At 59.2% G+C, this 24547-nt stretch carries 23 protein-coding genes, 1 tRNA gene and 2 pseudogenes; 8 read left to right on the top strand and 18 right to left on the bottom strand.

Annotation, left to right across the window (positions count from 1 at the left end):
• The 3 genes and pseudogenes from Q7V03_RS23660 to Q7V03_RS23655 all read right to left on the bottom strand — a co-directional run.
• Positions 1-255: pseudogene (locus Q7V03_RS23660) on the bottom strand (transposase); the annotation flags it as partial.
• Positions 256-493: 238 nt separating this feature from the next.
• A pseudogene (locus Q7V03_RS23985) lies at positions 494-616 on the bottom strand (IS3 family transposase); the annotation flags it as partial.
• 285 nt (positions 617-901) lie between these two features.
• Complete coding sequence (locus Q7V03_RS23655) at positions 902-1543, bottom strand: pyrimidine 5'-nucleotidase (RefSeq protein ID WP_304928022.1); 642 nt, start codon at positions 1541-1543, stop codon at positions 902-904.
• Positions 1544-1635: 92 nt separating this feature from the next.
• On the opposite strand from Q7V03_RS23655, the gene Q7V03_RS23650 reads away from it, so the two are divergent.
• A complete protein-coding gene (locus tag Q7V03_RS23650) occupies positions 1636-2271 on the top strand; it encodes a GntR family transcriptional regulator (RefSeq protein ID WP_304928021.1) in 636 nt (211 codons plus the stop codon).
• Positions 2272-2289: 18 nt separating this feature from the next.
• On the opposite strand, the gene Q7V03_RS23645 is transcribed toward Q7V03_RS23650, so the two are convergent.
• Together Q7V03_RS23645 and carA are read right to left on the bottom strand one after the other, a co-directional pair.
• Complete coding sequence (locus Q7V03_RS23645) at positions 2290-4164, bottom strand: glycosyltransferase family 2 protein (protein WP_304928020.1); 1875 nt, start codon at positions 4162-4164, stop codon at positions 2290-2292.
• 76 nt (positions 4165-4240) lie between these two features.
• Positions 4241-5413, bottom strand: a complete 1173-nt coding sequence (gene carA / locus Q7V03_RS23640; RefSeq protein WP_304928019.1) for a glutamine-hydrolyzing carbamoyl-phosphate synthase small subunit — start codon at positions 5411-5413, stop codon at positions 4241-4243.
• Positions 5414-5586: 173 nt separating this feature from the next.
• Between carA and Q7V03_RS23635 the strand changes: the two genes are divergently transcribed.
• Entirely contained in the window at positions 5587-6039 is a 453-nt protein-coding gene (locus Q7V03_RS23635; RefSeq protein WP_304928018.1) for a GatB/YqeY domain-containing protein, read from the top strand.
• Between the two features lie 7 nt (positions 6040-6046).
• On the opposite strand, the gene Q7V03_RS23630 is transcribed toward Q7V03_RS23635, so the two are convergent.
• The 5 genes from Q7V03_RS23630 to lipB all read right to left on the bottom strand — a co-directional run bounded on the left by Q7V03_RS23630 (position 6047) and on the right by lipB (position 10033).
• A complete protein-coding gene (locus Q7V03_RS23630) occupies positions 6047-6427 on the bottom strand; it encodes a VOC family protein (RefSeq protein ID WP_304928017.1) in 381 nt (126 codons plus the stop codon).
• A gap of 39 nt (positions 6428-6466) precedes the next feature.
• On the bottom strand, positions 6467-6955 hold the full coding sequence (locus Q7V03_RS23625) for a DUF2244 domain-containing protein (RefSeq protein WP_304928016.1): 489 nt from the start codon (positions 6953-6955) through the stop codon (positions 6467-6469).
• An 18-nt stretch (positions 6956-6973) separates the two neighbouring features.
• Entirely contained in the window at positions 6974-7417 is a 444-nt protein-coding gene (locus Q7V03_RS23620; RefSeq protein WP_304928015.1) for a hypothetical protein, read from the bottom strand.
• 13 nt (positions 7418-7430) lie between these two features.
• Positions 7431-9101, bottom strand: a complete 1671-nt coding sequence (gene ctaD / locus Q7V03_RS23615; protein ID WP_304928014.1) for a cytochrome c oxidase subunit I — start codon at positions 9099-9101, stop codon at positions 7431-7433.
• Between the two features lie 230 nt (positions 9102-9331).
• A complete protein-coding gene (lipB, locus tag Q7V03_RS23610; RefSeq protein ID WP_304928023.1) occupies positions 9332-10033 on the bottom strand; it encodes a lipoyl(octanoyl) transferase LipB in 702 nt (233 codons plus the stop codon).
• A 99-nt stretch (positions 10034-10132) separates the two neighbouring features.
• On the opposite strand from lipB, the gene Q7V03_RS23605 reads away from it, so the two are divergent.
• From Q7V03_RS23605 to speB, 6 genes are all read left to right on the top strand, one after another.
• Positions 10133-10219, top strand: a tRNA-Leu gene (locus Q7V03_RS23605).
• Positions 10220-11243: 1024 nt separating this feature from the next.
• Positions 11244-12347, top strand: coding sequence for an ABC transporter ATP-binding protein (locus Q7V03_RS23600; RefSeq protein ID WP_304928013.1), 1104 nt, complete (start codon positions 11244-11246; stop codon positions 12345-12347).
• 72 nt (positions 12348-12419) lie between these two features.
• Positions 12420-13490, top strand: a complete 1071-nt coding sequence (locus tag Q7V03_RS23595) for an ABC transporter substrate-binding protein (RefSeq protein ID WP_304928012.1) — start codon at positions 12420-12422, stop codon at positions 13488-13490.
• A gap of 104 nt (positions 13491-13594) precedes the next feature.
• Positions 13595-14851 carry an ABC transporter permease gene (locus Q7V03_RS23590; protein ID WP_304928011.1) on the top strand — a complete coding sequence of 419 codons (1257 nt, stop codon included), beginning with the start codon at positions 13595-13597 and terminating at the stop codon, positions 14849-14851.
• A 10-nt stretch (positions 14852-14861) separates the two neighbouring features.
• A complete protein-coding gene (locus tag Q7V03_RS23585) occupies positions 14862-15836 on the top strand; it encodes an ABC transporter permease (RefSeq protein WP_304928010.1) in 975 nt (324 codons plus the stop codon).
• An 8-nt stretch (positions 15837-15844) separates the two neighbouring features.
• On the top strand, positions 15845-16801 hold the full coding sequence (gene speB, locus Q7V03_RS23580) for an agmatinase (RefSeq protein ID WP_304928009.1): 957 nt from the start codon (positions 15845-15847) through the stop codon (positions 16799-16801).
• A gap of 26 nt (positions 16802-16827) precedes the next feature.
• Here the strand turns inward: speB and Q7V03_RS23575 are convergent, their stop codons facing one another.
• From Q7V03_RS23575 to Q7V03_RS23540, 8 genes are all read right to left on the bottom strand, one after another.
• A complete protein-coding gene (locus Q7V03_RS23575) occupies positions 16828-17769 on the bottom strand; it encodes an AEC family transporter (RefSeq protein ID WP_304928008.1) in 942 nt (313 codons plus the stop codon).
• On the bottom strand, positions 17766-18572 hold the full coding sequence (locus Q7V03_RS23570) for an MBL fold metallo-hydrolase (RefSeq protein WP_304928007.1): 807 nt from the start codon (positions 18570-18572) through the stop codon (positions 17766-17768). The genes Q7V03_RS23575 and Q7V03_RS23570 overlap by 4 nt, the downstream gene beginning before the upstream one ends.
• Positions 18572-19372 carry a TatD family hydrolase gene (locus Q7V03_RS23565; protein ID WP_304928006.1) on the bottom strand — a complete coding sequence of 267 codons (801 nt, stop codon included), beginning with the start codon at positions 19370-19372 and terminating at the stop codon, positions 18572-18574. Before Q7V03_RS23565 ends, Q7V03_RS23570 begins: the two co-directional genes overlap by 1 nt.
• Before the next feature lie 9 nt (positions 19373-19381).
• Positions 19382-20500, bottom strand: coding sequence for a DNA polymerase III subunit delta' (locus tag Q7V03_RS23560; RefSeq protein ID WP_304928005.1), 1119 nt, complete (start codon positions 20498-20500; stop codon positions 19382-19384).
• A complete protein-coding gene (gene tmk / locus Q7V03_RS23555; protein WP_304928004.1) occupies positions 20497-21114 on the bottom strand; it encodes a dTMP kinase in 618 nt (205 codons plus the stop codon). Before tmk ends, Q7V03_RS23560 begins: the two co-directional genes overlap by 4 nt.
• Positions 21115-22272 (bottom strand): D-alanyl-D-alanine carboxypeptidase family protein, encoded by a 1158-nt coding sequence (locus Q7V03_RS23550; protein WP_304928003.1) that lies wholly within the window; start codon positions 22270-22272, stop codon positions 21115-21117.
• A gap of 4 nt (positions 22273-22276) precedes the next feature.
• A complete protein-coding gene (locus Q7V03_RS23545; protein ID WP_304928002.1) occupies positions 22277-23149 on the bottom strand; it encodes an SPOR domain-containing protein in 873 nt (290 codons plus the stop codon).
• Positions 23150-23315: 166 nt separating this feature from the next.
• Positions 23316-24425: a class II histone deacetylase gene (locus Q7V03_RS23540; RefSeq protein WP_304928001.1), complete on the bottom strand. Its 1110-nt coding sequence runs from the start codon at positions 24423-24425 to the stop codon at positions 23316-23318.
• Positions 24426-24547: the final 122 nt, after the last annotated feature.

The following is a 24547-nucleotide window of genomic DNA, read 5'->3' as shown; positions in this document are numbered from 1 at the left end:
TCAGCTTCGGTGTCAGGCCGCGCCTTGTGCCGCTGATCAGAACGCGGGTCCTGGTCTCGGCATGGCCGCGATAGCCGCGGTCGACGACGGCCAGATCGGGGCGCTGGTCGGTCAGGATTTCCACCTGTTCCAGGGCTTGCCGCAGGGTGTGGCCATCGTAGGGGTTGCCCGGAAAGCTGCGCATGCCGACCACGAAGCCCTCATCCAGCAGGTGTCGGCGCTGACCTTGCAGCCGAATTCATAGCGCGCCATTGCAAGGCACCGCACGCAAGCTTAGTATGCCAGACCATAGCGATCTCGCGGCTAACGGCAATAACGTGTAACTCACTTCATCCGATGCCGATCCCATAGGCGAGGGCTTCGGGCAGGGCTTTGGTTTGCATGCTTTCTCTCCTTCTATTTGACGATGCCACAAGAGCATACGCTGGGCTGCAGGGCGGACCATCCCATTAGTCGCAGCGCTTCTGGACGTGATCGACCGGGCCAGCCGCCGCCTTGCGGCGATTGCGCGCAATCGCCTACCGGCCGATGGATAGCCGAACCGCCTGCGTTCATTGGCAAGATCGCGTAGCCGCACTCGCAGCACTGTGTCGGGCAAGGCCGACGTCGTGATCCTGGACAACCTCGCCACCCATAATGGCCCGAAGACCGCCGCAATCCTCAAAGGCATCGGCGCATGGTTCCTGTTTCGGCCAACGGATTGAAGTGGCATTCTCCAAGCTCAAAGCCCTGATCCGAAAGGCCGCAGCCTGCACAGACAAGCAAATGTGGCAAGCCGTCAGACACGTCTGCGGCCACCTCAAGGACGAGAAATGTTACAACTTCTTCAAGGCCGCAGGCTATGAAACCGAATGAACGCTCCCCGCTAAACTCAATCCATCAAAGTCCGAGACTGACCACCTTAGACCAGAGTGCCGAGAAAACCTGCCAGATCATTGGTGTGGTGTTGAATATGTAGCGCTTTCAAGGCTTTGGGCGCGACATGCACGGTTTTCATTCCCATCTGATGCGGGGCCATCAGGTTGCGCGGATCATCTTCAAACATCACGGCTGTTGCGGGATCAAGGCCGTCTTGCATAAAGATCGATTCAAAAGCTGCGCGTTCAGGTTTGGGGCGAAAACCCGCGTGTTCGACACCGTAAACTGCGTCAAACAGGCCCGACAGCCCGCGCGCTTCCAGCACGCGATGGGCATAGGGCGCGCAGGCATTGGTGTAAACGATGCGACGGCCTGGCAGGGCGCGAATGCGGGCGGCAAGATCTGGATCGGCAGGAAGCACCGTGAAATCAATATCATGCACATCTTGCAGGTATGGCGCGGGGTCGATGTCATGCTCTCGCATCAACCCTGCAAGCGTCGTGCCGTAACTGTCCCAATAGTGCTGACGCAAGCGGTCCGCTTCGGTCTTGCCGACACCAAGCGCGTTCATCACCCAAACCGTCATCCGCCGCTCAATCTGATCGAACAGCCGGAACTGCGGCGGATACAGCGTGTTGTCCAGATCGAAGACCCAAGACGTGACATGTTGAAACTGTTTTTTCATCCAACAGGAATAGCCTGAAGCTTTCTGTGCAGCAATCACTTGATCCTGCGGCGTGGGCGTTTAGTGTCGCCCGACAAGGAGGAGCTCACGCCGTGCAGAAGGACGCTTACACATTAATTCTCGACTCGATTGAGGCCGGGATCCACAAACCGGGGGATCGGTTGGTCGAATCGGAACTGGCCGAGCGGCTGGGGGTGTCGCGCACCCCGGTGCGTGAGGCGCTGCAACGGCTGGAAACACAAGGTATGCTGACGCGGGACGGCCGCAGTTTGATCGTGGCCTCATTGGATCACAACCAACTGGCGGAATTGTACGTCGTGCGCACCGAGTTGGAGGGGCTGGCGGCGCGATTGGCAGCCCGTCATGCATCGGATGAGGAAATCCGGGTGCTGCGCGGCATGGTCGACGATGATCGCGCGCTGCTGGGCGGTGATCCCCGTGCGCTCAGCCGGGCCAACAAGCGGTTTCACCGGCTGATTCACCTCGCCAGCCACAATCGTTTTCTAGTGCAGCAGTTGGATTTGGTGCACCGCTCGATGGCGCTGATGGCGACGACAACTTTTGCGGCTGCCGGGCGTGATGAAGTGGCTTTGGCCGAGCATGATCAGATCGTGCGTGCCATCGAAGCCCATGATGGTGAGGCAGCCTATTTGGCGCTGAAATCGCATATATCAAAAGCATTTGAGACCCGATTGCGGGTCGATTCAGGCGAGTTGAAGACGCGGTAATCCTTCAAAACCATGTGGTTATAGATCAAAATGACCATGGCTGGTTTTATCCCAATAGAAGGGCTTCGTCATCAGTTCCCATAAAGCCTTATAGGCGGCAAGTGTTGCCAACGGGTGATACAACGTCAAGGTTAGCGCCCAAAGCGGGTTGAGCCGATGCTTGGTGCGACGCATCCCGGCAACGTCAAAAATGATGGTCAGTGCGATCGTCGCCATCATGGCAAAGTAGATCACCCCAAAAGCGGTGGCCCCGATTGCGGCAGGCAGTGGGTGCTGAAACCCGAGCGGGATCAGCCACAGCGACCACAGCAAAGGCGCCAGAAGGGTTTGCAGGATCGAGCCCAAGAATTGCACCTGAAAACCGATGAAGCAACGGGCCCCGAGTTGCTGCCACAACAGGTGCGGGTCGCGCATGTGGGTGATCCAAGTCATCATATAGCCCTTGATCCAGCGCGAGCGTTGCTTGATCCAAGGGAAAGAGCGGCAGTTGGCCTCTTCAAACGTCGTGGTGTCGATCAATTCGGTGCGGTAGCCGTGGCGGAACAGGCGCAAGCCCAAATCGGCGTCTTCGGTCACATTTTGCGCGTCCCAGCCGCCGAGGTCTTCTAAGGCGTTGCGGCGAAAGAACAATGTGGTGCCGCCTAAAGGAATCGCCAGCCCCATCCGCTCAATCCCCGGCAGGAACATGCGAAACCACGAGGCGTATTCGATGGTGAAACAGCGCGCCAGCCAGTTGCTGCGCGGATTGTAGTAGTCCAGCTGACCCTGCAGGCAGACCACTTCCGGCCCGCGTTGGTGAAACCTGTCAACGATTTTGCGGATTTGATCCGGTTCGGGCGCATCTTCGGCGTCATAAATCCCGACGATGGAGCCGCGACAATGATCCAGTGCGTAGTTCAGCGCCCTCGGCTTGGTTTTCACGCTGCCGTCTGGCACCACGATCACCCGCATCCAGGCCGGCAGATCGCCAGTGCTCAGTGCATTGCGGGTCATCTGGTCTTCTTGTTCGACCACCAGCAGGATATCCAGCAATTCGCGTGGATATTCCAGCCGATCCAGCCTTGCGGTCAGTTTTGCGGCGATGTTGCTTTCGCGGTAAAGCGCCACCATCACCGAAACCACGGGCAGATGCGCGATCACTGTGGTGTTGCCCGACTCTGATGCGGGCCGGTGCATCAGGATCAGAGCGATCAACTTCATAATATTGGCAGAAAACAGAGCAGTCAGCGCGATGCCAAACACCACGACCAGTGTCGCAGCAGGTTGAAATAGCGATAAAACTGCAATGATGCTGGCAAGCATGGCCGCAGGGCGCTGCAAAGTCGTGCTGTGATAGCCGCGGCAGCTTTCTAAAGCGGGCACGCGGGTTTCCGAGGCATGGGCAAGGCGTGCACCATGCGCCGCCAGTAGCGCGGATTCAATCTGCATCATGGGGGCGACGGCCATAGCCACAGGGCCAAAACTGTCTTCCAACCAAGCGCGGTGGTGGGCGAAAAGATCGGGATAGGCGGTGACGATCACCGTGGCCTGACCAACCTTGCGCCACGGTAGTAGGCCTGACCGCAGAGCGGTAACATGGTTAAGTTGCGCCGTCAGGCGCGGGTCGGGCGGCAGGGCCATCAAATCGACGTGGCCCACGCCCCAAAGCTGCGCAATGGCTTCATACAGCACCCCGGGCGGCATTGCGCGACGCGCCAGCAGCATGTCGGCCAGATGCCTGCGGCGGTGACTATGCTGGGCGAGCATTTGCAGCATGACATGCGGCTGCACCAGCCGGTCTTGCATCAACTTCGCCGCCAGCTTCTGCACCGTTGGCCGGGGCAAAACCACTGGGTTCGGCGCAGCGATGCCGGGCAGGAAACGATGGATCTGGCGCAGTGGGGTGACGGACATCATTCCTCCGGACAACCCGCAAAGATTGCACCGGAAGGATTAATGCTTGATTAACGGCGTCGGGAAACTTGCGACTTTAAGCCGTGCGACGGGCGCGGATCGCTTCGGCAAACCGCTCAAACAAATAATAGCTGTCTTGCGGGCCGGGTGAGGCCTCGGGATGGTATTGCACCGAAAAGATCGGCTTGCCATCCACCGCGATGCCGCAGTTCGAGCCATCAAACAACGACACATGGGTTTCCGACACGCCTTTCGGCAGGGTTTGGCTGTCCACCGTGAAGCCGTGATTCATCGAGGTGATCTCAACCTTGCCCGTGGTCAGGTCTTTCACCGGATGGTTGGCACCGTGATGACCGTGGTTCATCTTGACGGTGATAGCGCCCAAAGCAAGTGCAAGCATTTGATGGCCCAAGCAGATCCCGAACAGCGGCAGATCTTTTGCCAACACACCCTGGATCATCGGCACGGCATATTTGCCCGTCGCCGCCGGATCGCCAGGACCGTTGGACAGGAACACCCCTTCGGGGTTCAGCGCCAGCACGTCTTCAGCCGTTGCAGTCGCAGGCAACACGGTGACTTCGCAACCTGCCGAGGCGAGACAGCGCAGGATGTTGCGCTTGGCACCGTAGTCGATGGCAACCACGCGCAGGCCCGCGCCTTCCCGTTTGGTATAGCCCGCAGGCCAAGCCCACAACTGTTCGTCCCAGCGGTAAGATTGGGTGCAAGACACGTCTTTGGCCAGATCAAGCCCAACCAGACCTTTCCAAGCCCGGGCCTTCGCAACCAGCGCGCCAATGTCGAACTTACCGTCGGGGTCATGCGCTAAGGTCACATGCGGCGCGCCCTGTTGGCGGATCGCGCGGGTCAAGCGGCGGGTGTCGATGCCGCCGATGCCGATACGGCCCTTCTGCGCCAGCCATACTTGCAGATCGGCGGTGGAGCGCCAGTTTGACGGTTCGGTCGGATCCCACTTCACCACCATGCCAGCGGCAACCGGGGTGGCCGTCTCGTCATCCTCGACGTTCACGCCAGTGTTGCCGATATGCGGGAAGGTGAAGGTGACAACCTGACTGGCATAAGACGGGTCGGTCATGATTTCCTGATAGCCGGTCATCGCGGTGTTGAACACCAGCTCTGCCACCGTCTCGCCCACCGCGCCAAAGCCGTGGCCATAGAACACCGAGCCATCCGAAAGCGCGATACAGGCGGTCGGACGCGATGCTTGGTGAGATTCGGAGGCGGTGGACATGGGCAGGCTCCTGTCGGCAAAATCTGGCGGACACTAGTGGCAGGGGCAGGCAGCGTCAAGGGTTTGGCGTAAAAGGATTCTGCCGCCAGATCAATGGCTTGTGGTTTTGACCTGCGGTTGCGCCAGGTCAGGTGGGGGTGTATGGTCTGTCAAGGTTTTAAGGAGTGTGGAAGATGGAGTTGCGTGAGCGTCTGCAAGCGGCAGTCAAAGAGGCGATGAAGGCGAAAGCAGCCGAGCGGCTTTCGACGCTGCGCATGGTGTCTTCAGCCATCAAAGACCGCGAAATTGCCGCACGTGGTGAGGGTGCAGAGGTCGGCGAGAACGACATTCTGACCCTGCTGGGCAAGATGGTGAAGCAACGCCAAGAATCGGCCAAGGCCTATGCGGCTGGCGGACGCCCCGAGCTGGAAGCCAAAGAGCTGAACGAAATCAAAGTGCTGAATGAGTTCCTGCCGCAACAAGTGACGGGTGCTGATCTGGATGCCGCGATTGCGGCGGCTGTGGCAGAGGTGGGGGCCACCAGTATCAAGGATATGGGCCGGGTGATGGCCGTTCTGAAGGCCAAGTATACCGGCATGATGGATTTCGGCGCGGTCGGCGCGTTGATCAAGGCGCAACTGGGCTGAGGCAGACTCAGCCGACAGGGGTGCAAATCTCAATCAGCGTGCCTTCGGGCGCGCGGACATAGGCGATTGTTTGGCCCCAAGGCATCTCGGTGATCGGCTTGACCAGCACAGCCCCGGCAGCGGTCGCGTGGGCAAGGCCTGCGCTGACATCCTCGGTCTCGAACGCCAGTTCGTAAGACGGTGTGGCGGGCGGCTCGGTGGCCACGTCTTTGCCGATGCTGGCCATAAGCGCGTGCGACGAGAACGCAAGTTTGGTGGCACCAGTGATCAACTCACCATAATCGCTGCCTTCGTGCAGGAAGCCGATCTTGAATCCAAAGGCGGCATGGTAAAACTTCAGCGTCTCGGGCACCGAAGCGACGTAGAGAATGGTGTAACGGTAGATCATGGCCCGGCCTTTCTGTGCGTGGCCTTGAGTGTGGCGCGCTTAGCGTAAAGCGGCAAGGCGTTTGCGCAGATCGACTTCCAGCGCCACGCGGTCTTCGGGTGGCAGAAACGCCCCAACTTCCACCTCGCGCCCATTGCCTGTCAGGGTCAGATAATCCGGGACCGGACCTTTGGTTTTGTGCAAAGTGACACGGACCCAATGCGGGTTGGCTTGCCAATCTTGACGTTTCCCGCGCGGGCCGTGGCGGGAGAGGCTGATCTGGGTAGCAGTAAGGGTAAGGTATTCGAGGATCTCACCGTCTTTGTAGCTGCGATTGAGAGCCCACCAGATGCCTGCGATGGTGGCGATCAGGAAGGGCAGCAAGCCCCACAACACGGGTGAGCCGATCAGCACCACCAAAGGCAGGGCGATCAACGCTGCCGTCCCGCCAATAAACCATACCATACCGCGCCGGGGCAGCGAGCGGTAGGGCCACAGATGCAGGTGTTGTGTATCATCGCCGGAAGGGGGAAGCCATTCGTAGGGCATTTAAGTAGAAAGCCCGATCTATGAAAAAATGTGGAGTAACTTAAAGTCGAAGCCAAAAGACGATTGCAGCTCACAGAAGGCCGTCAGGCCTTTCACGGCAAAAAAGTTGCTGCACTTCGGGCCAGACAAGCAATGTTTCGAGTCCCTTGTCGGCGTTGCGTTGCTTGAAATGACGATCATGAAGCGCGCTCCTAACGCAGTATTTGTACTTGCTATAAAAATTAGGATTCCAAGACTGAATGGCAATAGAGAAATCACCTCAAATCCGGTGACACAAAACAGCGCCTTGGCGATAGGGAGGCCAACGAGCCCAACTGCCAAATGAGTTCGTACAAAAAACAACAAGATAAGCGATGCGCCATGCATCCGCATGGCTATTTGCCATCGTTTTTTGGTCATCGGATCGCTGTACCTGAGTTTACCTATGAAAAAAGCCCCGCATCGCTGCGGGGCTTTTTTCATTTCTAACCGAAGCTTAATGGCCGCGGTTGTGGTCCCAATCGCTCTGCTTGGGCAGCTGCTCGAAGGTGTGTTCGGGCGGCGGGCAGGGCAGGGTCCATTCCAGAGTGTCGGCGTATTCGTTCCAGTAGTTGTTCTGGGTGATCTTCTTGCCCCAGAGCAGCGAGTAAACCATCACGCCGATGAAGAATACGAAAGACGCGAAAGACAGGAACGCCCCCATCGACGAGATATAGTTCCAGAAGGCGTAAGCCTCGGGATAATCGATGTAGCGGCGCGGCATGCCTTGGCGTCCTAGGAAGTGCTGCGGGAAGAAGGTGACGTTTGAGCCGATGAACATCATCGCAAAGTGCAGCTTGCCTGCCCATTCTGGATATTCACGCCCCGACATCTTGCCGAACCAGAAGTAAATACCGGCGAAGATGCCGAACACGGCACCCAAAGACATCACATAATGGAAGTGCGCGATGACATAGTAGGTGTCGTGATAGGCACGGTCGACCGGGGCCTGTGACAGAACGATGCCGGTCACACCGCCAACGGTGAACAGAAACAAGAATCCAAATGCCCAGAGCATCGGGGTTTTCAGCTCGATCGAGCCGCCCCACATCGTGGCGATCCATGAGAAGATCTTGATGCCCGTCGGCACCGCGATCACCATCGTCGCCAGCATGAAGTAGCTTTGCTGGTTCAGCGACATACCCACGGTATACATGTGGTGCGCCCAAACCACGAAACCCAGCACGCCAATCGCAACCATGGCGTAAACCATCGGCAGATAGCCAAAGATCGGTTTGCGCGAGAAGGTCGAGATAACCTGACTGACGATGCCGAAGGCTGGGATCACGATGATATAGACTTCCGGGTGGCCAAAGAACCACAGGATGTGCTGATAGAGGATCGGATCGCCGCCACCCGCTGGATCAAAGAAGGTGGTGCCAAAGTTGCGGTCGGTTAGCAACATGGTGATCGCACCCGCCAGAACCGGCAGCGCCAACAGGATCAGCCATGCGGTCACGAAGATCGACCAGCCAAACAACGGCACTTTGTGCAGGGTCATCCCCGGCGTGCGCATGTTCAGGAAGGTAGTGATCATGTTGATCGCGCCCAAGATCGACGAGGCACCCGACAAGTGGACAGCGAAAATCGCAAGGTCCATCGAATAGCCGCTTTCCCGCGTTGAGAGCGGCGGATAAAGCACCCAGCCAACGCCAGCGCCCAACTGATCTTCGCCGCCCGGTGCGAACAATGACGCCACGGCCAGCGAAGTGCCCGCCACATACATCCAGTAAGACAGGTTGTTCATCCGCGGGAACGCCATGTCTGGCGCACCGATTTGCAGCGGCATGAAGTAGTTGCCAAAGCCGCCAAACAGCGCCGGGATCACCACAAAGAACATCATCAAGATGCCGTGCGCGGTGACGGTGGCGTTCCAGACATGGCCGTTTGGCGTACATTCACGGGCGGCATCCGCAACAAAGCGCATCCCCTCCATGCACATGTACTGCACACCCGGCTCCATCAGTTCTAGCCGCATATAGACCGTGAAGATCACCGAAATCAGGCCAACAAGGCCCGAGGTGAACAGATAGAGGATCCCGATATCCTTATGGTTCGTCGACATGAACCAGCGCGTGAAAAAGCTGCGTTGCTCATGGTCGTGGCCATGGATGGCTGCGTCGGCCATTGGCGTCTCCCGTTGTCAATGTGTTCTTGCCCGCGCGTGAGAAGCCCACACCGGATTACAAGATGTATCTAGATCGCAGGCCGGGGCAGGGCAATGTCAGAGTTTGATCTGCGTCAATTTTTCCTGTTCCCGCGCGGGGATGCGACAGGGTTTCCTTGAAAGACGCGCTGGGAATAATTGACTATTTTGGACGGGTATCGCAATTCTGTGAAGGTTATAATCCGTGCAGCCTAGGAGAAGAATCGTGGAAACGTCTTCAGCAGGGCCGCATCGAGATCGGCCATGGTGAGGGGCAGACCAAGATCCACCAAGCTGGTCACGCCATGTTCGCGGATGCCACAGGGTACGATGCCGGAGAAATGCGACAGATCTGGTTCGACATTGATTGAGATGCCATGAAACGACACCCACCGCCGCAGTTTTACGCCGATGGCCGCGATTTTATCCTCGCGAGGGCTGCCGTCAAGGTGGGCGGGCTGATCGGGTCGCACCACCCAGACCCCAACCCGGCCCGCGCGCCGCTCGCCCTTGACGTTGAACTCGGCCAGTGTCGCGATCACCCAACCTTCCAGCGCGCAGACGAATTTGCGCACATCGCGGCCACGCTGGTTCAGATCCAGCATGGTGTAGGCGACGCGCTGACCGGGGCCGTGATAGGTATATTGCCCACCACGCCCGGCCTGAAACACCGGAAAGCGGTCCGGGTCGGTCAGATCGGCAGGCTTGGCCGAGGTGCCCGCTGTATAAAGCGGCGGATGTTCCAGCAGCCAGACCGCCTCAGGGGCATCCCCTGCGGCAATCTCTGCGGCCTGTGCTTCCATCGCAGCCAAGGTCTCTAAATATGGCGCAAGCCCCGGAAGATGCTGCCATTGCACGGGATTCATCGGCGCGCTCCTTGTCGTTTGCGATACAGATGGCGCGGGCAGAGCCAAAATGCAACCGCGCTGGCCCGTCTGGATCAAGCCGTGCAGAATCCCCCTTTTCATCGCGCAATTGTGCGGCTACATAACCGCCATCTTGCCGGATCAAATGCGGATGTGGCGGAATTGGTAGACGCGCAGCGTTGAGGTCGCTGTTCTTTAATCGGAGTGAAAGTTCGAGTCTTTTCATCCGCACCAATCCGGCAAGTTAAGTTGTTGATTTCATTGCGGCCAATGTTCAACATAGCGTTTCAGCCGCTACAACAGCCCCGACATTACGCAGCGCAGAGTATCGTCTTTCACGCCGAACATCCTCGGCGCTTCGCACATGGGGTAAACTTCGGTTCAGGCGATGGCACCTTAACTGGTGGCAAAGGCCTTGATTATTTTCTCTTTAAAACAAGCGGCGGCTACGAGCTTGTTTGCGATTTCAATATGTCATTGGGCGGCCGCCACACCGCAGATCAACGCGATATGTCGGATCGGCACAACGTCGGTCGCAGCCCAGTCCAGCCTTGGGGCATCAGCGTCAGTGGCACTGGCCACGGTCAAGCGCTGTTAAGCTTTCCGGGTGGCGAAGGCGCGGTATCAGTCCTGCTCAAGTGGCTCAACACGGCATGCTGCACGCGATGGTGGTGCAGTGTTTTGCTGCGGGCACTTGGACTACACGACGCCAAAGGGCGCACGGGGTGTCGCAAATATAACGGGCGGCGATGTGGTGACGACCGCCTTTGTCCACGCGTTGCCAGTGCTCTGGCAGATCTAACGGAACTCTAAGGTTCTGGCTGCCCAACCGCAGAATCAGCCGATCCGACTTGCCTCTAGCGACTTCGGCGATCACCGCGATTTGCTGTTTGTCGCCGCAGCATGGGGTCTATGTGCCACTTTAGGGGCCGCCGCGCGGTACTGCGCACGCCCAACATCTGAGCATTTGGCGTTAAAGCCAGGTCCCATGGGCGAACTTGGGAATCAGTTAGCGCTAAGCCCTTCGGCTAATGCCTTACCTTCACCCGGCTTCCTTCACCGTCTTGCAGCCGATCCGACTGCCAGATGGTTCATCAACTGCCGTTCTAAGTGGCAAACAGGGCGCAAAATGCCCGATTGAACCAGTTTGACCGTGCAACCTTCCCACTGCGTAATCGGGAATTGCCATCCAGTGGGCCATTGCCGTAAGCGTATAGGACAAGCGCAGGAAAACTGCCGGACACATGGGGAGATTGGCGTGGTTGCAACCAGCCCGAACGACGCTTTCGTCGCTTTTGAGCACGTTCAGAAAAGCTATGACGGCGTGTCATTGGTCGTCAAAGACCTGAACCTTGCGATTGGCAAAGGTGAGTTTCTGACGATGTTGGGGCCATCAGGCTCGGGCAAGACCACTTGCTTGATGATGCTGGCGGGGTTTGAAACCGCGACGCATGGCCGGATCATGCTGGACGGCACCAATATCAACGAAGTGCCGCCGCACAAACGTGGCATCGGCATGGTGTTCCAGAACTACGCTTTGTTCCCGCATATGACGGTGGGGGAAAACCTGTCCTTCCCCCTGGAAGTGCGCGGCATGGGCAAATCTGACCGTGAGGCCAAGGTCAAACGCGCCCTCGACATGGTGCAAATGTACAGCTTCATCAACCGCCGCCCTGCGCAGCTTTCGGGCGGCCAGCAGCAGCGCATCGCCTTGGCGCGGGCCTTGGTGTTTGATCCCTCCTTGGTGCTGATGGACGAACCCTTGGGCGCTTTGGACAAGCAGCTGCGCGAGCATATGCAGTTTGAAATTAAGCACTTGCACGAAAGCCTTGGCATCACTGTGGTCTATGTCACCCATGATCAGGGTGAGGCTTTGACGATGTCAGACCGTGTCGCCGTGTTCAACGATGGCCGCATCCAACAGCTTGCCACCCCGTCCGATCTTTACGAACGCCCCGACAACAGCTTTGTGGCGCAGTTTATCGGTGAGAATAACAAGCTGCCCGGCACCATCGAATCTATCGGTGACGGCAAATGTACCGTGCGTCTGGAAACCGGCGAAGTGATTGATGCAACGCCGGTCAACGTCTCGACCAAAGGCGCGAAGACCCTCGTGTCGATCCGCCCAGAGCGGGTCGAATATAAGCCCGAGGCGATGCCGGCAGGCGCGCATACCATCGACGCCGAAGTGATGGAATTTATCTATATGGGCGACATGTTCCGCACGCGTTTGCGTGTTGCCGGATCGGATGAATTCGTGATCAAATCGCGCAATACCTTGGGCCAGCGTATGCTGGCGCCTGGCGAGAAGATCAAGATCGGTTGGGCGCCACAAGACGCCCGCGCGCTTGATCCAATGTGATCCCCCGCAAAGGGGGCGGCCGCAGGGACGCGGCCTCTTAACAAACGTCCTTATCCAACCTGGGAGTCGTCAATGAAAAAACTTCTCGTTCTGTCCACCGCCCTGACCACCATTGCATTTGCCGCGCAAGCCGATGTGACTGTGATGTCTTGGGGCGGGGCTTACGGTGCGGCGCAAACCGAAGCACATGTAAAGCCGTTCGCTGAAAAGACCGGCATCAAAACCACGATGACCGACAGCGATAACCCCGCCACCCCGATCAAAGCCATGGTCGAGGCTGGCAACGTCACCATTGACGTGGCTTCGGTGGAATATGCCGATGCAATCCGTCTGTGTGACGAAGGCTTGCTAGAGCCGATTGATCCGGCAAGCCTGCCTGCTGGCGCTGACGGCGTTGCCGCCGTTGACGACTTCCTGCCGGGCGCTATCACCGATTGCGGCGTGTCGACCGACATCTGGGCAACCGTTTTCGCCTATGACACCACCAAGTTCCCCGAAGGCCCGAAAACCGCCGCTGACTTCTTCGACCTGACGAAGTTCCCCGGCAAGCGTGGCCTGCACAAGGGCGCAAAAGCCGTTCTTGAATTCGCTTTGATGGCGGATGGCGTAGCACCTGCAGACGTTTATGCAGCCTTGGCGACCCCGGAAGGCGTTGATAAAGCGTTTGCCAAACTCGACACCATCAAAAAAGACGTGGTGTGGTGGGAAGCTGGCGCGCAGCCGCCGCAACTTTTGGCAGATGGCGAAGTCGCGATGACCTCGGCCTACAACGGCCGGATTTTCAACGCCGCCATAGGTGAAGGCAAGCCGTTTCAAATCGTTTGGGATGCGCAAACCTTTGAAAACGAAATGTATGTGATCCCGAAGGGCGCACCGAACAAGGACGAGGCCCTGCAGTTCATCGCATACGCCACCTCGACCGAAGGTATGCAGGCGCAAGCAACCCAGATTTCTTACGGTCCGGCGCGCAAATCTGCCAACGCCACCCCGATCATGTACAAAGACGGCAAGACCCTGATGGGCCCGAACGTCCCGACCGCGCCTGAAAATATGGCGAATGCGCTGGGTTCGTCGTTTGAATTCTGGGTCGACCATGACGCAGAACTGAACGACCGCTTCAACGCATGGCTTGCGGCAAACTGATCTGAATTCCGGGCGCGGTTTGAAGCCGCGCTCGGTTTTTCTACGATTTCCCACTTTGCGTTCGGTCTGGGCACCTGTTGGTTGCACGACCGTAAGGATGACACATGGTTGATCTGACCGCTGCCCCCGACATGTTGCGCACCGCAGACGGTCGCCCGCTGAAAGCGGCGCTGGCCCAAGCGCAGCGCAAAGCCAAATGGCGCGCCTTCTTTCTGGTGCTGCCCTTGCTTGCCTTCGTGGTGCTGACCTTCATCGTGCCGATCCTAAAAATGCTGGAACGTTCTGTCAATCACGACGGTTTTTCCTCAAACGCGCCCACGCTGGTGGCATGGTTCAACGACCATCCCGCAACCGCAGATATTCCCGAAGACGCCTATGCTGCTTTGGTCACAGACCTGCAGCAGATGCAAAAAGACAAAACCGCTGGCGCCGCGGGCACTCGGATCAACTACACGGTTCCCGGCACCATCTCGGTGTTCAAATCCGCCGCGCGTGAGGCTGAAAAGCTGCAACCGCCCTATAAAGACGCGTTGATCGCCAGCAACAAAATGTGGGGCGATCCGCTGGTCTGGGTGGCGATGCGCAACGCATCCTCGGCCTATACCTCGGATTTCTATATGGTTTCTGCGGATTTGAAGCGCGACGCTGCGGGCAATCTGGTGCGGGTCGAAGACAACCAACGCATCTATGTCTATCTGTTCGTGAAAACCTTCGTTCTGTCGATCGTGATCACCGTCGCCTGCCTGCTGCTGGCCTTTCCAATCGCACATCTGCTGGCGGTTTTGCCGATGGCAAAGTCGAACCTGCTGATGATTTTGGTGCTGCTGCCGTTCTGGACCTCGCTGCTGGTGCGCACCAGCTCTTGGATCGCCATTCTGCAAGAGCAAGGCATTATCAATGACTTAATGGTCTGGATCGGTGTGTTCAGTGAAGATGGTCGCGTCAGGATGATCTATAATCAGACCGGCACCATCATCGTGATGACGCATATCCTACTGCCGTTCATGGTGCTGCCTTTGTATTCGGTGATGCGGGTGATCCCGCCCAGCTATGCCCGCGCCGCCCGATCTTTGGGGGCGACCAGCTGGACCACCTTCCGCCGCATCTATCTGCCGCAAACCTTGCCGGGCATCGCCGCAGGCTCGCTGTTGGTGTTCATTCTGGCGGTTGGCTACTACATCACCCCGGCTTTGGTCGGTGGCGCCGATGGGCAGCTGATCTCGAACCTGATCAGCTTCCACATGAACAAAGCCAACTGGTCGATGGCCGCCGCGCTGGCCGCAATTCTGCTGGCCGCCGTGCTGCTGCTCTATTGGCTTTATGATCGCCTGATCGGCATCGACCGCTTGAAACTCGGCTGAGGAGAGAACCATGGCCCTTCCCGTCTATGCCTCGCCGCTAGAGCGCATCTGGTACTACACCTTCCGCACCCTGTGCGCGCTGATTTTCCTGTTTCTGGTCGCCCCGATCCTGATCGTGATCCCGCTGTCGTTCAACGTCGAGCCGTACTTCTCGTTCACCCATAAGATGTTGGCGCTGGACCCGTCGGGTTACTCCTTGCGCTGGTACGACACGCTGCTGACCTTGGGCGTCAACGCCTCCGATGACGCCGTGCGAGACAGCACATGGTGGGGCATGGTGTGGGAGCAGGCGACTTGGGTGAAAGCCGCGAAAAACTCGCTGTGGATCGGCATGTGGGCGACGATTTTGGCGACCGTTTTGGGCACCACCGCCGCCCTTGGCCTGTCGCGCCCCGAGATGCCGTATCGCCGCCTGATCATGGCGCTGCTGATCTCGCCAATGATCGTGCCGATCATCATCATCGGCACTGGATTGTTCTTCTTCTATTCCAGCGCCTGTATCTCGCCGGATAACTGGCTGGGCTGGCTGCTGTCGCCGTTTCTGTCGGTCAAAGGCTGCCTCGCCAACTCACATCTTGGCATCATTCTGGCCCATGCCACCCTCGGCATTCCCTTCGTGATTATAACTGTCACCGCCACCTTGTCAGGGTTTGATCAGTCGCTGATCCGCGCCAGTGCCAGCCTTGGCGCCAACCCGCGCACCACCTTCTTCAAGGTGATCATGCCGTTGATCCTGCCCGGCGTGATCTCTGGCGCGCTGTTCGCCTTCGTGACCTCCTTCGACGAAGTCGTAGCCGTGCTGTTCATCGCCGGACCCGAGCAGCAAACCATCCCGCGCCAGATGTGGAACGGCATCCGTGAGGCAATCAGCCCGGCGATCCTCGCCGTGGCCACCATCCTCGTGATCGTCTCTATTGCCATGCTCGCCACCGTCGAACTCCTGCGCCGTCGCTCGGAACGCCTGCGCGGCGTCACCCCCCAGTAGGAGCCATCATGGCCAATACCTATGACTCCGGGCGGCTAAACCTGCCGTTCGTCGGAATTTCGACCTTCGGCAAGCGGCCCTATGTCGAGGATTGGTCGAAGATCGACGCCGACGTGGCCGTGATGGGCGCGCCGTTCGATTTTGGCACCCAGTTCCGGGCAGGCGCGCGCTTTGGCCCGCGCTCGGTGCGTGAGGCATCCACGCTGTTCAGCTTTGGCCATGCCGGAGCCTATGACCACGAAGACGACCGCACCTATCTGCCCGCCGCCGTCCGCATCGTGGATATTGGCGACGCCGATATCATCCACACTGACACCACGCGCAGCCATGACAATATCCGTACGGGCGTGCAGGCGATGCTGGCGGCAGGCGCGCTTCCGGTGGTGATCGGGGGCGATCATTCAGTGAATATCCCGTGTATTCAGGCGTTTGAGGGCCACGGCGATATCCACATCTTCCAGATCGACGCGCATCTGGATTTTGTCGATGAACGCCATGGTGTCAAGGTCGGCCACGGCTCGCCAATGCGGCGCGCGGCGGAAAAGCCCTATGTCACCGGCCTCACCCAAGTCGGCATCCGCAACGTGTCCTCCACCTCGCGTGAAGGCTACGAGGCCGCGCGCGCGATGGGCACCGATATCCTCTCGGTCCGCCAAGCCCGCGCTTTGGGGGCCGAAGCTGTGGTCGCCCGCATCCCGAAAGGCGCGCGGGTGTATGTGACGCTGGATATCGACGGCTTTTGCCCCTCGATCGCGCCGGGAACAGGCACGCCCAGCCACGGCGGGTTTCTCTATTACGAAGTGCTGGAAATGCTGCAGGCGATTGCCAAAAACCACGAAGTGGTCGGTATGGATCTGGTCGAGGTCGCCCCCGATTATGACCCAACACAATCCACCAGCATCCTTGCCGCACAGATCCTGCTGAACTTCCTCGGCTTCATCTTTCACGCGCGCGGCGTGAAATAAACCGAATTCCGTATCGGAATTCGGCGTTACGGCAAAATATGCAGCCAGCCCCAAGAGGTGAAAATCGACAGCCCCGTTGCCACCAGCACCGCCGTGGCACTGATCCGTTTGCCCACGCCATACATACTGGCAAACATGTAGGCATTGACTCCCGGTGCCATAGCCGCAGTCACCGTAACCGACCGCAAGCCGTTGACATCCAAACCAAAGCCAAAGCGTCCCAAGCTATAGGCAATGCTTGGATGCAGCAGCAGCGAGGCAAAGCACACCGTCGCAATCAACCCCTTATCGCCCTCAGGATGATAGCGCAGCAGCACGCCGCCCAAGCCAAACAGCGCTGCTGGCAGGCCTGATTTCGCCATCATATCCACTGCCGCCATGACGAAGCCCGGCTGCGGCACCCCGCTCAGGTTCACCGCGAAACCGATCATCAGCCCCACCACCAGCGGCTGCGTGAACACCCCGCGCAGCACCTGCTGCACCAGATCGCGGTGGCTGCGGCCCCCCACCTCACGCGAGCGTGCCCATTCCATGAACACGATGCCAAAAGTGTAAATCAGCGGCGCGTGGATCGAGATGATCGCGAAATTCCCCGCCAAGCCCGCCGTGCCATAGGCCCGCTCGGTGATCGGCACGCCCAGCAGCAGCGAGTTGGAAAACGTGCAGGCGAACCCGATCGCCACCGCATCGGTCAAGGGGCGGCCAAAGCCAAATCGCGCCACACAAAAGCCGAACGCATAGCAAACTGCCGCCCCAGTGTAGAACGAGATCAGCAGCCCTGGCGCAAAGGCGGTTGCCAAATCCAGCGTCGCCACATTCTTGAACAACAGCACCGGCAGCGCGAAGCTTTGTGCATAGCGCATTACGCCATCAACAGCACTTTCGCTGAACAGCTTGGCCCTAGCCGCGGCATAGCCAAAGCCAATCAGCAGGAAGACCGGCAGAATAACGTCGAGCAACGCGCTCATACGACATTTTCAAACGTCAGCACCATGCCGTCAAACGCCGGGGTCACCCCCTGCGGCAGTTCCGCCACCAGCGTGTCGTAATCCATATCCAGATGCATATTGGTGATCACCGACAGGGCCGGGCGTGCGCGATTGATCCACTCCAATGTCAGCGCCAGATGCGCATGGGTCGGATGCGGTTTACGGCGCAACGCGTCGATGATCCAACACTCAAGCCCTTGAAGCTGCGGCCAAGCCGCCTCGGGAATGGTCACCACATCGGGGATATAGGCAATGCCCCCAATCCGAAACCCCAAAGCCTGCATCGAGCCATGATCGACTACCATCGGCGTGAAACTGATCGGCCCCGCTGGCCCCGGCACCTCAAAGACGCCATGTGCGATAGTGTGCAGATCAAGGATGGGCGGGTAGGGCGAGTCTTCGGGTTGCACGAACGCATAGGCAAACCGCGTCAACAGCGCCTCTTGCGTCGGATGATCGGCCCAGACCGCCAGCCGCTGCCGCATGTTGAACACGATCTGGCGCAAATCGTCAATGCCATGGGTGTGATCGGCATGCGAATGGGTGAACACCACGCCATCCAGCGTGCCAATTCCGGCATCCAGCAGTTGCTCGCGCATGTCGGGCGAGGTGTCGATCAGCACCCGGGTGATCGCATCGCCCGTCAGCCGCTCCACCAACACCGAGCAGCGACGGCGGCGGTTCTTGCGGTTCAACGGATCACAATCACCCCAATCGCCCCCAAGCCGAGGCACGCCGCCCGACGAGCCGCAGCCCAGAATGGTAAACCGCAGCGTCGCCATTATGCCGCCTGCGCTTTGTGGGCGGCGCGGGTGAACAGGCGGTCAAAGTTGGCTGTGGTGGCGGCGGCAAACTCTGCCTCGGTGACGCCAAACACGCCCGCGCCGACCCGTGCGGTGAAAGCGGTATAGGCAGGTTCATTGCGCCGCCCACGATAGGGCGGCGGAGCCAGATAAGGGCTGTCGGTCTCCAACAAAATTCGATCGAGCGGCGCGCGAGCAAAAATATCGCGCAATTCCTGCGATTTGGGGAAAGTCGCTACCCCCGACATCGACAGATAAAACCCCATCTCCAGCGCCGCTTTCCCCAAAGCCTCGCCCGAGGAAAAGCAGTGCATCACGCAAACATAGGGTTTGCGCGCCATGCCCTCGGCCAAAATTCGCGCCATATCGTCGTCCGCCGCACGCGAGTGGATGATCAAAGGCAGGCCGGTTTCTTGTGCTGCCTCAATATGGATGCGCAGGGATTTTTGCTGAATCTCTGCCGTCTCGGCGGTGTAGTGATAGTCTAACCCTGTCTCGCCAATGCCGACAAACTTCGGATCGTCAGCCAGCGCTACCAGATCACTCACTGAAACAGGGGGATGCTCGGCGGCACTCATCGGATGCACGCCGGCCGCGTAAAACACCGACGGATAGGCCGCGACAATCGCCCGCACATTCAGCAAATTGTGCAGCTTCGTGCAGATCGTCACCATCCGGCTGACCCCAGCCTCATGCGCGCGCGCGATGATCTGCGGCAACTCATCCTGAAAATCGGGAAAATCGAGATGGCAATGGCTGTCAACAATCTCAAAAGCCATGCTGCACCTCTAGGCGAGCTCTGCCGCCGTCTCATTGATATGCAGAACCATATCCATCAGAAGCGCGGCAGGGTCAAGGTTCACCGCCTTGCCGCGACGCGCGCGCAGGCCCAAATGTTGCGCCACATCGGCCCAAATGCGGGCATGTTCGGCCGAGGGCGACAGCCGCGCAATCAGCTCGCCTTCGCCACGCGCCGCCTCGGGCGGCAAAAGCTGCAACGTGCCCGCCCGGGCCAGACGTGCGAGAAACAAATCGAGCAGTGTCACGATCAACTCGAACTGCGCTTCCGCGCCCTTACCAGCCCCCGCCTCGGCAAGACTCTGCGCGCGGGGGCGGTCCAGCCGGGGCAGGGTGGCGAACAGCCGGATCAGGGTTTCATACAGCTTCAGCCCGTCAAGATTGGTCATCCGAAACGCTTCACCCACCGAGCCGCCCGCCAGTTCCGCCAAAGCCACCCGGTCCGCAGGCTCCACCTCGCCGCCCGCCTGCGTCAACGCATCCGACAGATCTTCCGCCGACAACGGCCCCAGCCGCAATTCGCGACAACGTGAGCGGATGGTCGGCAAAAGCTTGGCAGGCTGGTGCGAGATCATCAGGATCGTCACCCGCGCTGGCGGTTCTTCCAGCAGCTTCAGCAACGCATTGGCCGCCGAGACGTTCATTTCGTCAATAGAATCAATGATCGCCACCCGCCGCCCGCCATCCGCCGCAGAAAGCGCGAAGAACGACTTCATCTTGCGCACTTCATCGACCGAGATCACGGTCTGCAACTTATCGCGCTTTTCATTCGGCGCGCGTCGCAGCAAAAACATCCGTGACTCCGTCAGCGCCGCCATGCGATGCGACACCGGATGGCTTTCGGGAATGTCCAAATTGTATGGCGGTGGGGCTGCAAACATCCCAACATCCTCATCGGGCGTTGCCAGCAAAAACCGCGCTATCCGCCACGCCAAAGTTGCCTTACCAACTCCGCGCGGCCCAGTGATCAGCCAGCCGTGGTGCAGCCTTGTGCCGTTAAACGCCTGCAGAAACGTCGCTTCCGCCTGTGCCTGCCCAATCAACCGGGGGGTATGGCGCGGATGCGGTGCGCCCTCAATCCGATCGGGTTCTGGCAGATCGTCACTCATAGCTGCGCCAGAACGGTGGCGAGAACGTCGGAGGCGACGGCTTCGGGCGCGCGCGCGCCGTCGATGACGCGGAAGCGGGCAGGATGGGATTTGGCGAGTGCCAAAAAGCCATCGCGGGCTTTTTGTTGCACGATTAATCCCATGCCTTCGAAACGCATTTCTTTGCCTGCGCGGGCCACCGCCCGCGCCAAACCCTCACCCGCGTCGATGTCGATCAGCACGGTGAGGTCTGGTTCAACCCCGATCATCAGCGCGTGCAAACGGTCCACGGTCTCGCTTAGATCGCCGCGCGTTAACCCCTGATAAATCCGCGAACTATCGGCAAACCGATCCGAGATCACCACTTCACCACGCGCCAAAGCCGGGCGAATGGTCTTTTCAAGATGGTCACGCCGTGCAGCGGTGAACAGCAGCAATTCGGTTTCTGTAGACCAGCGATCCGCCGCGCCCTCCAGCACCAGACGCCTGATTTCCTCGGCTCCCGCACTGCCGCCGGGCTCGCGCGTCAGACACATCACCAGTCCGCGCGCGCGCAAAGCCTCGGCCAACAACCGCGCTTGGGTAGACTTACCCGAGCCGTCAATACCTTCAAACGAAATGAAAATGCCTGACATTCAGCTAGCGGGCGTGCCGATATATTCAGCCCGCAGCCTTAGGGCAGCGGTGGTCAACCGCTTGAGGAAACCACCCTGCGCCACATCCGTCACTGCCAGCAAACCAACGCGATGCTCCGGCAGACCCGGTACGGTGATCACCAGTTGCGCCACCTCGGCCCCCTTGACAATCGGCGCTTCCAGCGGCCCGTTATAAATCACCTGCGCCTGCAACCCATCCTGCGCCAGCGCCGGCATCAGCAGCTTGACATCCTCGGCAGGCACCAGTCCCACCGTGTCAGCCTCGCCCATGAACACCGCCGCTTGCGCCACCTGTGCGCCCGCCTTCACAACGGTTTTCAGCGCAAACTGCCGAAACGCCCAAGTCGCAATCCGCTCGGCTTCCTCGGCGCGTTCGGTGTCCGAGGTCATGCCCGAGATCGCAAACACAATCCGCCGCTCGCCCTGCTTGACCGATCCGACCATGCCAAAACCAGCCTCTTGCGTATGCCCGGTCTTCAGCCCATCGGCGCCAATGTTCAGCGCCAGCAAAGGGTTGCGATTGTGTGCATTGGCAGGCGCGCGGTTTTTATAGTTGAACTCGGTCTGGGCGAACACCTTGTAAAGTTCAGGGAACTCCTCGATCAGACGCACGGAAATCAGCCCCAGATCCTTCATGCTCATCCGCTGGCCGGGGTCGGGCCAGCCGCTTGCATTGGCAAATTTCGACTCTGTCAGCCCCAAGGCCTTAGCGCGTTCGGTCATCTGCGCGGAAAATGCGCCCTCGGTGCCCGCAAGCCCTTCGGCGACCACCACGCAGGCATCATTTCCCGAGTTGATGATAATGCCGTGGATCAGATCCTCCACCGTCGGGCGGTCGCCCTGCTGCAGATACATCGTCGAGCCGCCCGCTTCGGTAAAGCTCATCGCATGGGCCGAAACGCCAAAGGTGGTGTCCATCGCGACACGGCCATCTTTCAGTGCCTCAAACAGCATGTTCACGGTCATCAGCTTGGACATCGACGCGGGCGGCAACGAGGCTTCACCGTTCTTGTCCATCAGCACGGTATGGGTGGTGACATCGTAAACCCACGCCGCCGTCGCGCGGGTTTCAAACGCTTGCGCCGGAAGGCAGGCGATCAAAAACAGGGCAGCTGCGGAAAAGAAACGAAAGATCATTGACTTAGCCTTTCAGGAAATAGGCGTCCTTGAAACCCGCCTGCTTGATTTTGGCCATCAGGCCCTTGTCGCCGCGCGCCGTCACCGACCAAAAGCTTTTGCCTTGCGCGGTCTCGGTGCGAATATCCGCCACGATCCCTGCGGCGTTCAACTGCGCGGTGGCGCGCTTGGCATTGGCCTCCACCGAGAAAATGCCGATCTGGATCAACCCACCTTTGCCGCTGGCGACCGGGGCTTTCGGCGCTGCCGGGGCAGGGGCCGCAGCCGCAGGTTTGCCAGTGGCGGGCATTGTGGCAATCGGCGGCGCGGTTGGTTTGTCATTTTTCTGGGCCACGCGATCGATGGCTGCCGCCGCGCCGGGGATTGGGTCCAGCGTTTCGGTGGCCACGGTTTCTGCGGCGTCTAAAATAGGCTTATTAGCATCGGGTGCGGATTTCGCCGCTTCTTCGCGCCGCAGCGCAGTCACCGAAACCTTGCCCGGCTCGCCCGCCAGCAAGCCCAAAGCCGCCGCAGCATCTGACGAGATTTGCAGTTTTGGCCCCGGATTGTCCAACTCGCGCCGGAACAAAGCACCGATGACGAATTTGCCATTGGCTGTGTTGCGCAGGATCACCCGTTCGGGGTCTTTAGCATCAGGCGAGGCCACCCAAACGCCGCCCAACGAGGGGCGGCCATCCCACAATGCCTGATCGGTGGTCTGGAAAATCGACGGGTCTTCCACATCGCGGTCCACCAGCTTGACAGATTTCGACGCAGCCGGAGCCTCCCCGGTAGGGGGTGCTTTGGCCGCAAGCGGGCCTTTGCCCTCTTGGCACCCAGTCAAAATCGCAGCCATCGCCACCGCAATCATCAAACGTCGCATTGCCAAACTTGTCATGCCCTGCTCCCCTGCGCGTATTGTTGCTCGCGCTTTCCCACCTTTTGGTGGCTTTGCCTCTGCCTTTGGCCGTTTTCAGACCCATTCACGCGTTATGATACAGGCTGGCGCAGGCGCAGGGAAGGGTGTGCGTTTCCTTGCGCGGAAAACCTTCGTGATCAGGCAATCAGCCGAAAATCCGCAAAGCCTGCGCTTCCAGCCTCGCCCGCTGAAACGCGATCAGATCGGCGGGCGGCTGTTGCAGATCAGACATGTCCAGCAGCGGGTCAATCACCTTACTGCGCGTGCCGAGCAATTCTTCAACCACCGCCAGCCCGCAAAACGGCACATAGATGTCAGAATAGCCGCCTTCATGCACCACCACAATCTTGCCGCCACACATCTCGTTTGCCAACCCAAACACCTGTCGCGCCATCACCCGAAACGTCTCAGACGTCGCCATCATCCGCGCCAAGGGATCGACGCAAGACGCATCATAGCCCGAAGCCACCACGATCAGATCGGGTTTGAACGCCCGCAATGCGGGCGTAACCAACAGCTCAAAGGCATCAAGATAAGCCCGATGGCCGCAGCCCGCCAGCAGCGGAATGTTAAGGTTTGTACCGTACCCGTCACCTGCACCGCGATCTTGTGCCCCGCCATAACCCGGCGGAAAGCAGTTTTCCTGATGCAAGGATATCGTCAACGTATCGGCGCGCTCATAGAAAATCGTCTGGGTGCCATTGCCGTGATGCACATCCCAATCCACCACCGCCACCCGCAACGGCCCATGCTTGGCCCGCACTGCCTCTAATGCCACCGGGATATTCGCCAGCAGGCAAAACCCCATCGAGGCATCGGGAAGGCAATGGTGCCCCGGCGGGCGCGACAGCGCATAGGCATTCTGGGTCACCCCCGTCACCACATCCTCCACCGCCTGTTTGACCAGACCCGAGGACAGACAGGCGATCTCATAACTGCCCTGCCCAAACGGCGCAAAATGTGGCGGGATATTTCCCCCGCCCGCATCCGACATCGCCTGCAAGCGGTCCAGATAACCCGCCGTATGCACCCGCATCAGATCTTCTCGACCAGAGGGTGCAGCCGAGCGCACCATCAGGTGCGGCCAGACCCCAGCCACTTCCAGCAGGTTCTTAAACCGGCGCTTGGTCTCCGGGTTCTCTGCGAATCCGGTGGCAGATGGAGGCTGCACATAGCCGCCTGCGGGAATAAACAGCGCCTGTTCGCCGCCCGTATGCCACAAACACCGCTCGTCATGGTAAAATGCTGTGGCCATTGCACATCCTTTCGCGGCGAAATTTCTTTCGCATTAAGAAAGTGTTTTCCATCTTCTTGCCATAGTGCAAATGCAACAACAGCAGATGTGTTGTGGGACGACAGTTAAACTGTAACGATAAA

Source organism: Cypionkella sp., from assembly GCF_030652235.1.
GTDB lineage: Bacteria > Pseudomonadota > Alphaproteobacteria > Rhodobacterales > Rhodobacteraceae > Cypionkella.
Note: the sequence above shows the minus strand (reverse complement) of the source record. Positions and strands in the feature narration are given on the sequence as shown.

Excerpts from the sequence above, each read along its gene's own strand:
- Q7V03_RS23545 (WP_304928002.1), bottom strand. The coding sequence starts at position 23,149 with ATGACAAGTTTGGCAATGCGACGTTTGATGATTGCGGTGGCGATGGCT.
- Q7V03_RS23540 (WP_304928001.1), bottom strand. The coding sequence starts at position 24,425 with ATGGCCACAGCATTTTACCATGACGAGCGGTGTTTGTGGCATACGGGC.
- Q7V03_RS23585 (WP_304928010.1), top strand. The coding sequence starts at position 14,862 with ATGGCCCTTCCCGTCTATGCCTCGCCGCTAGAGCGCATCTGGTACTAC.
- Q7V03_RS23620 (WP_304928015.1), bottom strand. The coding sequence starts at position 7,417 with ATGAAAAAAGCCCCGCAGCGATGCGGGGCTTTTTTCATAGGTAAACTC.
- Q7V03_RS23590 (WP_304928011.1), top strand. The coding sequence starts at position 13,595 with ATGGTTGATCTGACCGCTGCCCCCGACATGTTGCGCACCGCAGACGGT.
- ctaD (WP_304928014.1), bottom strand. The coding sequence starts at position 9,101 with ATGGCCGACGCAGCCATCCATGGCCACGACCATGAGCAACGCAGCTTT.
- tmk (WP_304928004.1), bottom strand. The coding sequence starts at position 21,114 with ATGTCAGGCATTTTCATTTCGTTTGAAGGTATTGACGGCTCGGGTAAG.
- Q7V03_RS23570 (WP_304928007.1), bottom strand. The coding sequence starts at position 18,572 with ATGGCGACGCTGCGGTTTACCATTCTGGGCTGCGGCTCGTCGGGCGGC.
- speB (WP_304928009.1), top strand. The coding sequence starts at position 15,845 with ATGGCCAATACCTATGACTCCGGGCGGCTAAACCTGCCGTTCGTCGGA.
- Q7V03_RS23565 (WP_304928006.1), bottom strand. The coding sequence starts at position 19,372 with ATGGCTTTTGAGATTGTTGACAGCCATTGCCATCTCGATTTTCCCGAT.
- Q7V03_RS23560 (WP_304928005.1), bottom strand. The coding sequence starts at position 20,500 with ATGAGTGACGATCTGCCAGAACCCGATCGGATTGAGGGCGCACCGCAT.
- Q7V03_RS23635 (WP_304928018.1), top strand. The coding sequence starts at position 5,587 with ATGGAGTTGCGTGAGCGTCTGCAAGCGGCAGTCAAAGAGGCGATGAAG.
- carA (WP_304928019.1), bottom strand. The coding sequence starts at position 5,413 with ATGTCCACCGCCTCCGAATCTCACCAAGCATCGCGTCCGACCGCCTGT.
- Q7V03_RS23595 (WP_304928012.1), top strand. The coding sequence starts at position 12,420 with ATGAAAAAACTTCTCGTTCTGTCCACCGCCCTGACCACCATTGCATTT.
- Q7V03_RS23630 (WP_304928017.1), bottom strand. The coding sequence starts at position 6,427 with ATGATCTACCGTTACACCATTCTCTACGTCGCTTCGGTGCCCGAGACG.
- Q7V03_RS23655 (WP_304928022.1), bottom strand. The coding sequence starts at position 1,543 with ATGAAAAAACAGTTTCAACATGTCACGTCTTGGGTCTTCGATCTGGAC.
- Q7V03_RS23625 (WP_304928016.1), bottom strand. The coding sequence starts at position 6,955 with ATGCCCTACGAATGGCTTCCCCCTTCCGGCGATGATACACAACACCTG.
- Q7V03_RS23645 (WP_304928020.1), bottom strand. The coding sequence starts at position 4,164 with ATGTCCGTCACCCCACTGCGCCAGATCCATCGTTTCCTGCCCGGCATC.
- Q7V03_RS23550 (WP_304928003.1), bottom strand. The coding sequence starts at position 22,272 with ATGATCTTTCGTTTCTTTTCCGCAGCTGCCCTGTTTTTGATCGCCTGC.
- Q7V03_RS23575 (WP_304928008.1), bottom strand. The coding sequence starts at position 17,769 with ATGAGCGCGTTGCTCGACGTTATTCTGCCGGTCTTCCTGCTGATTGGC.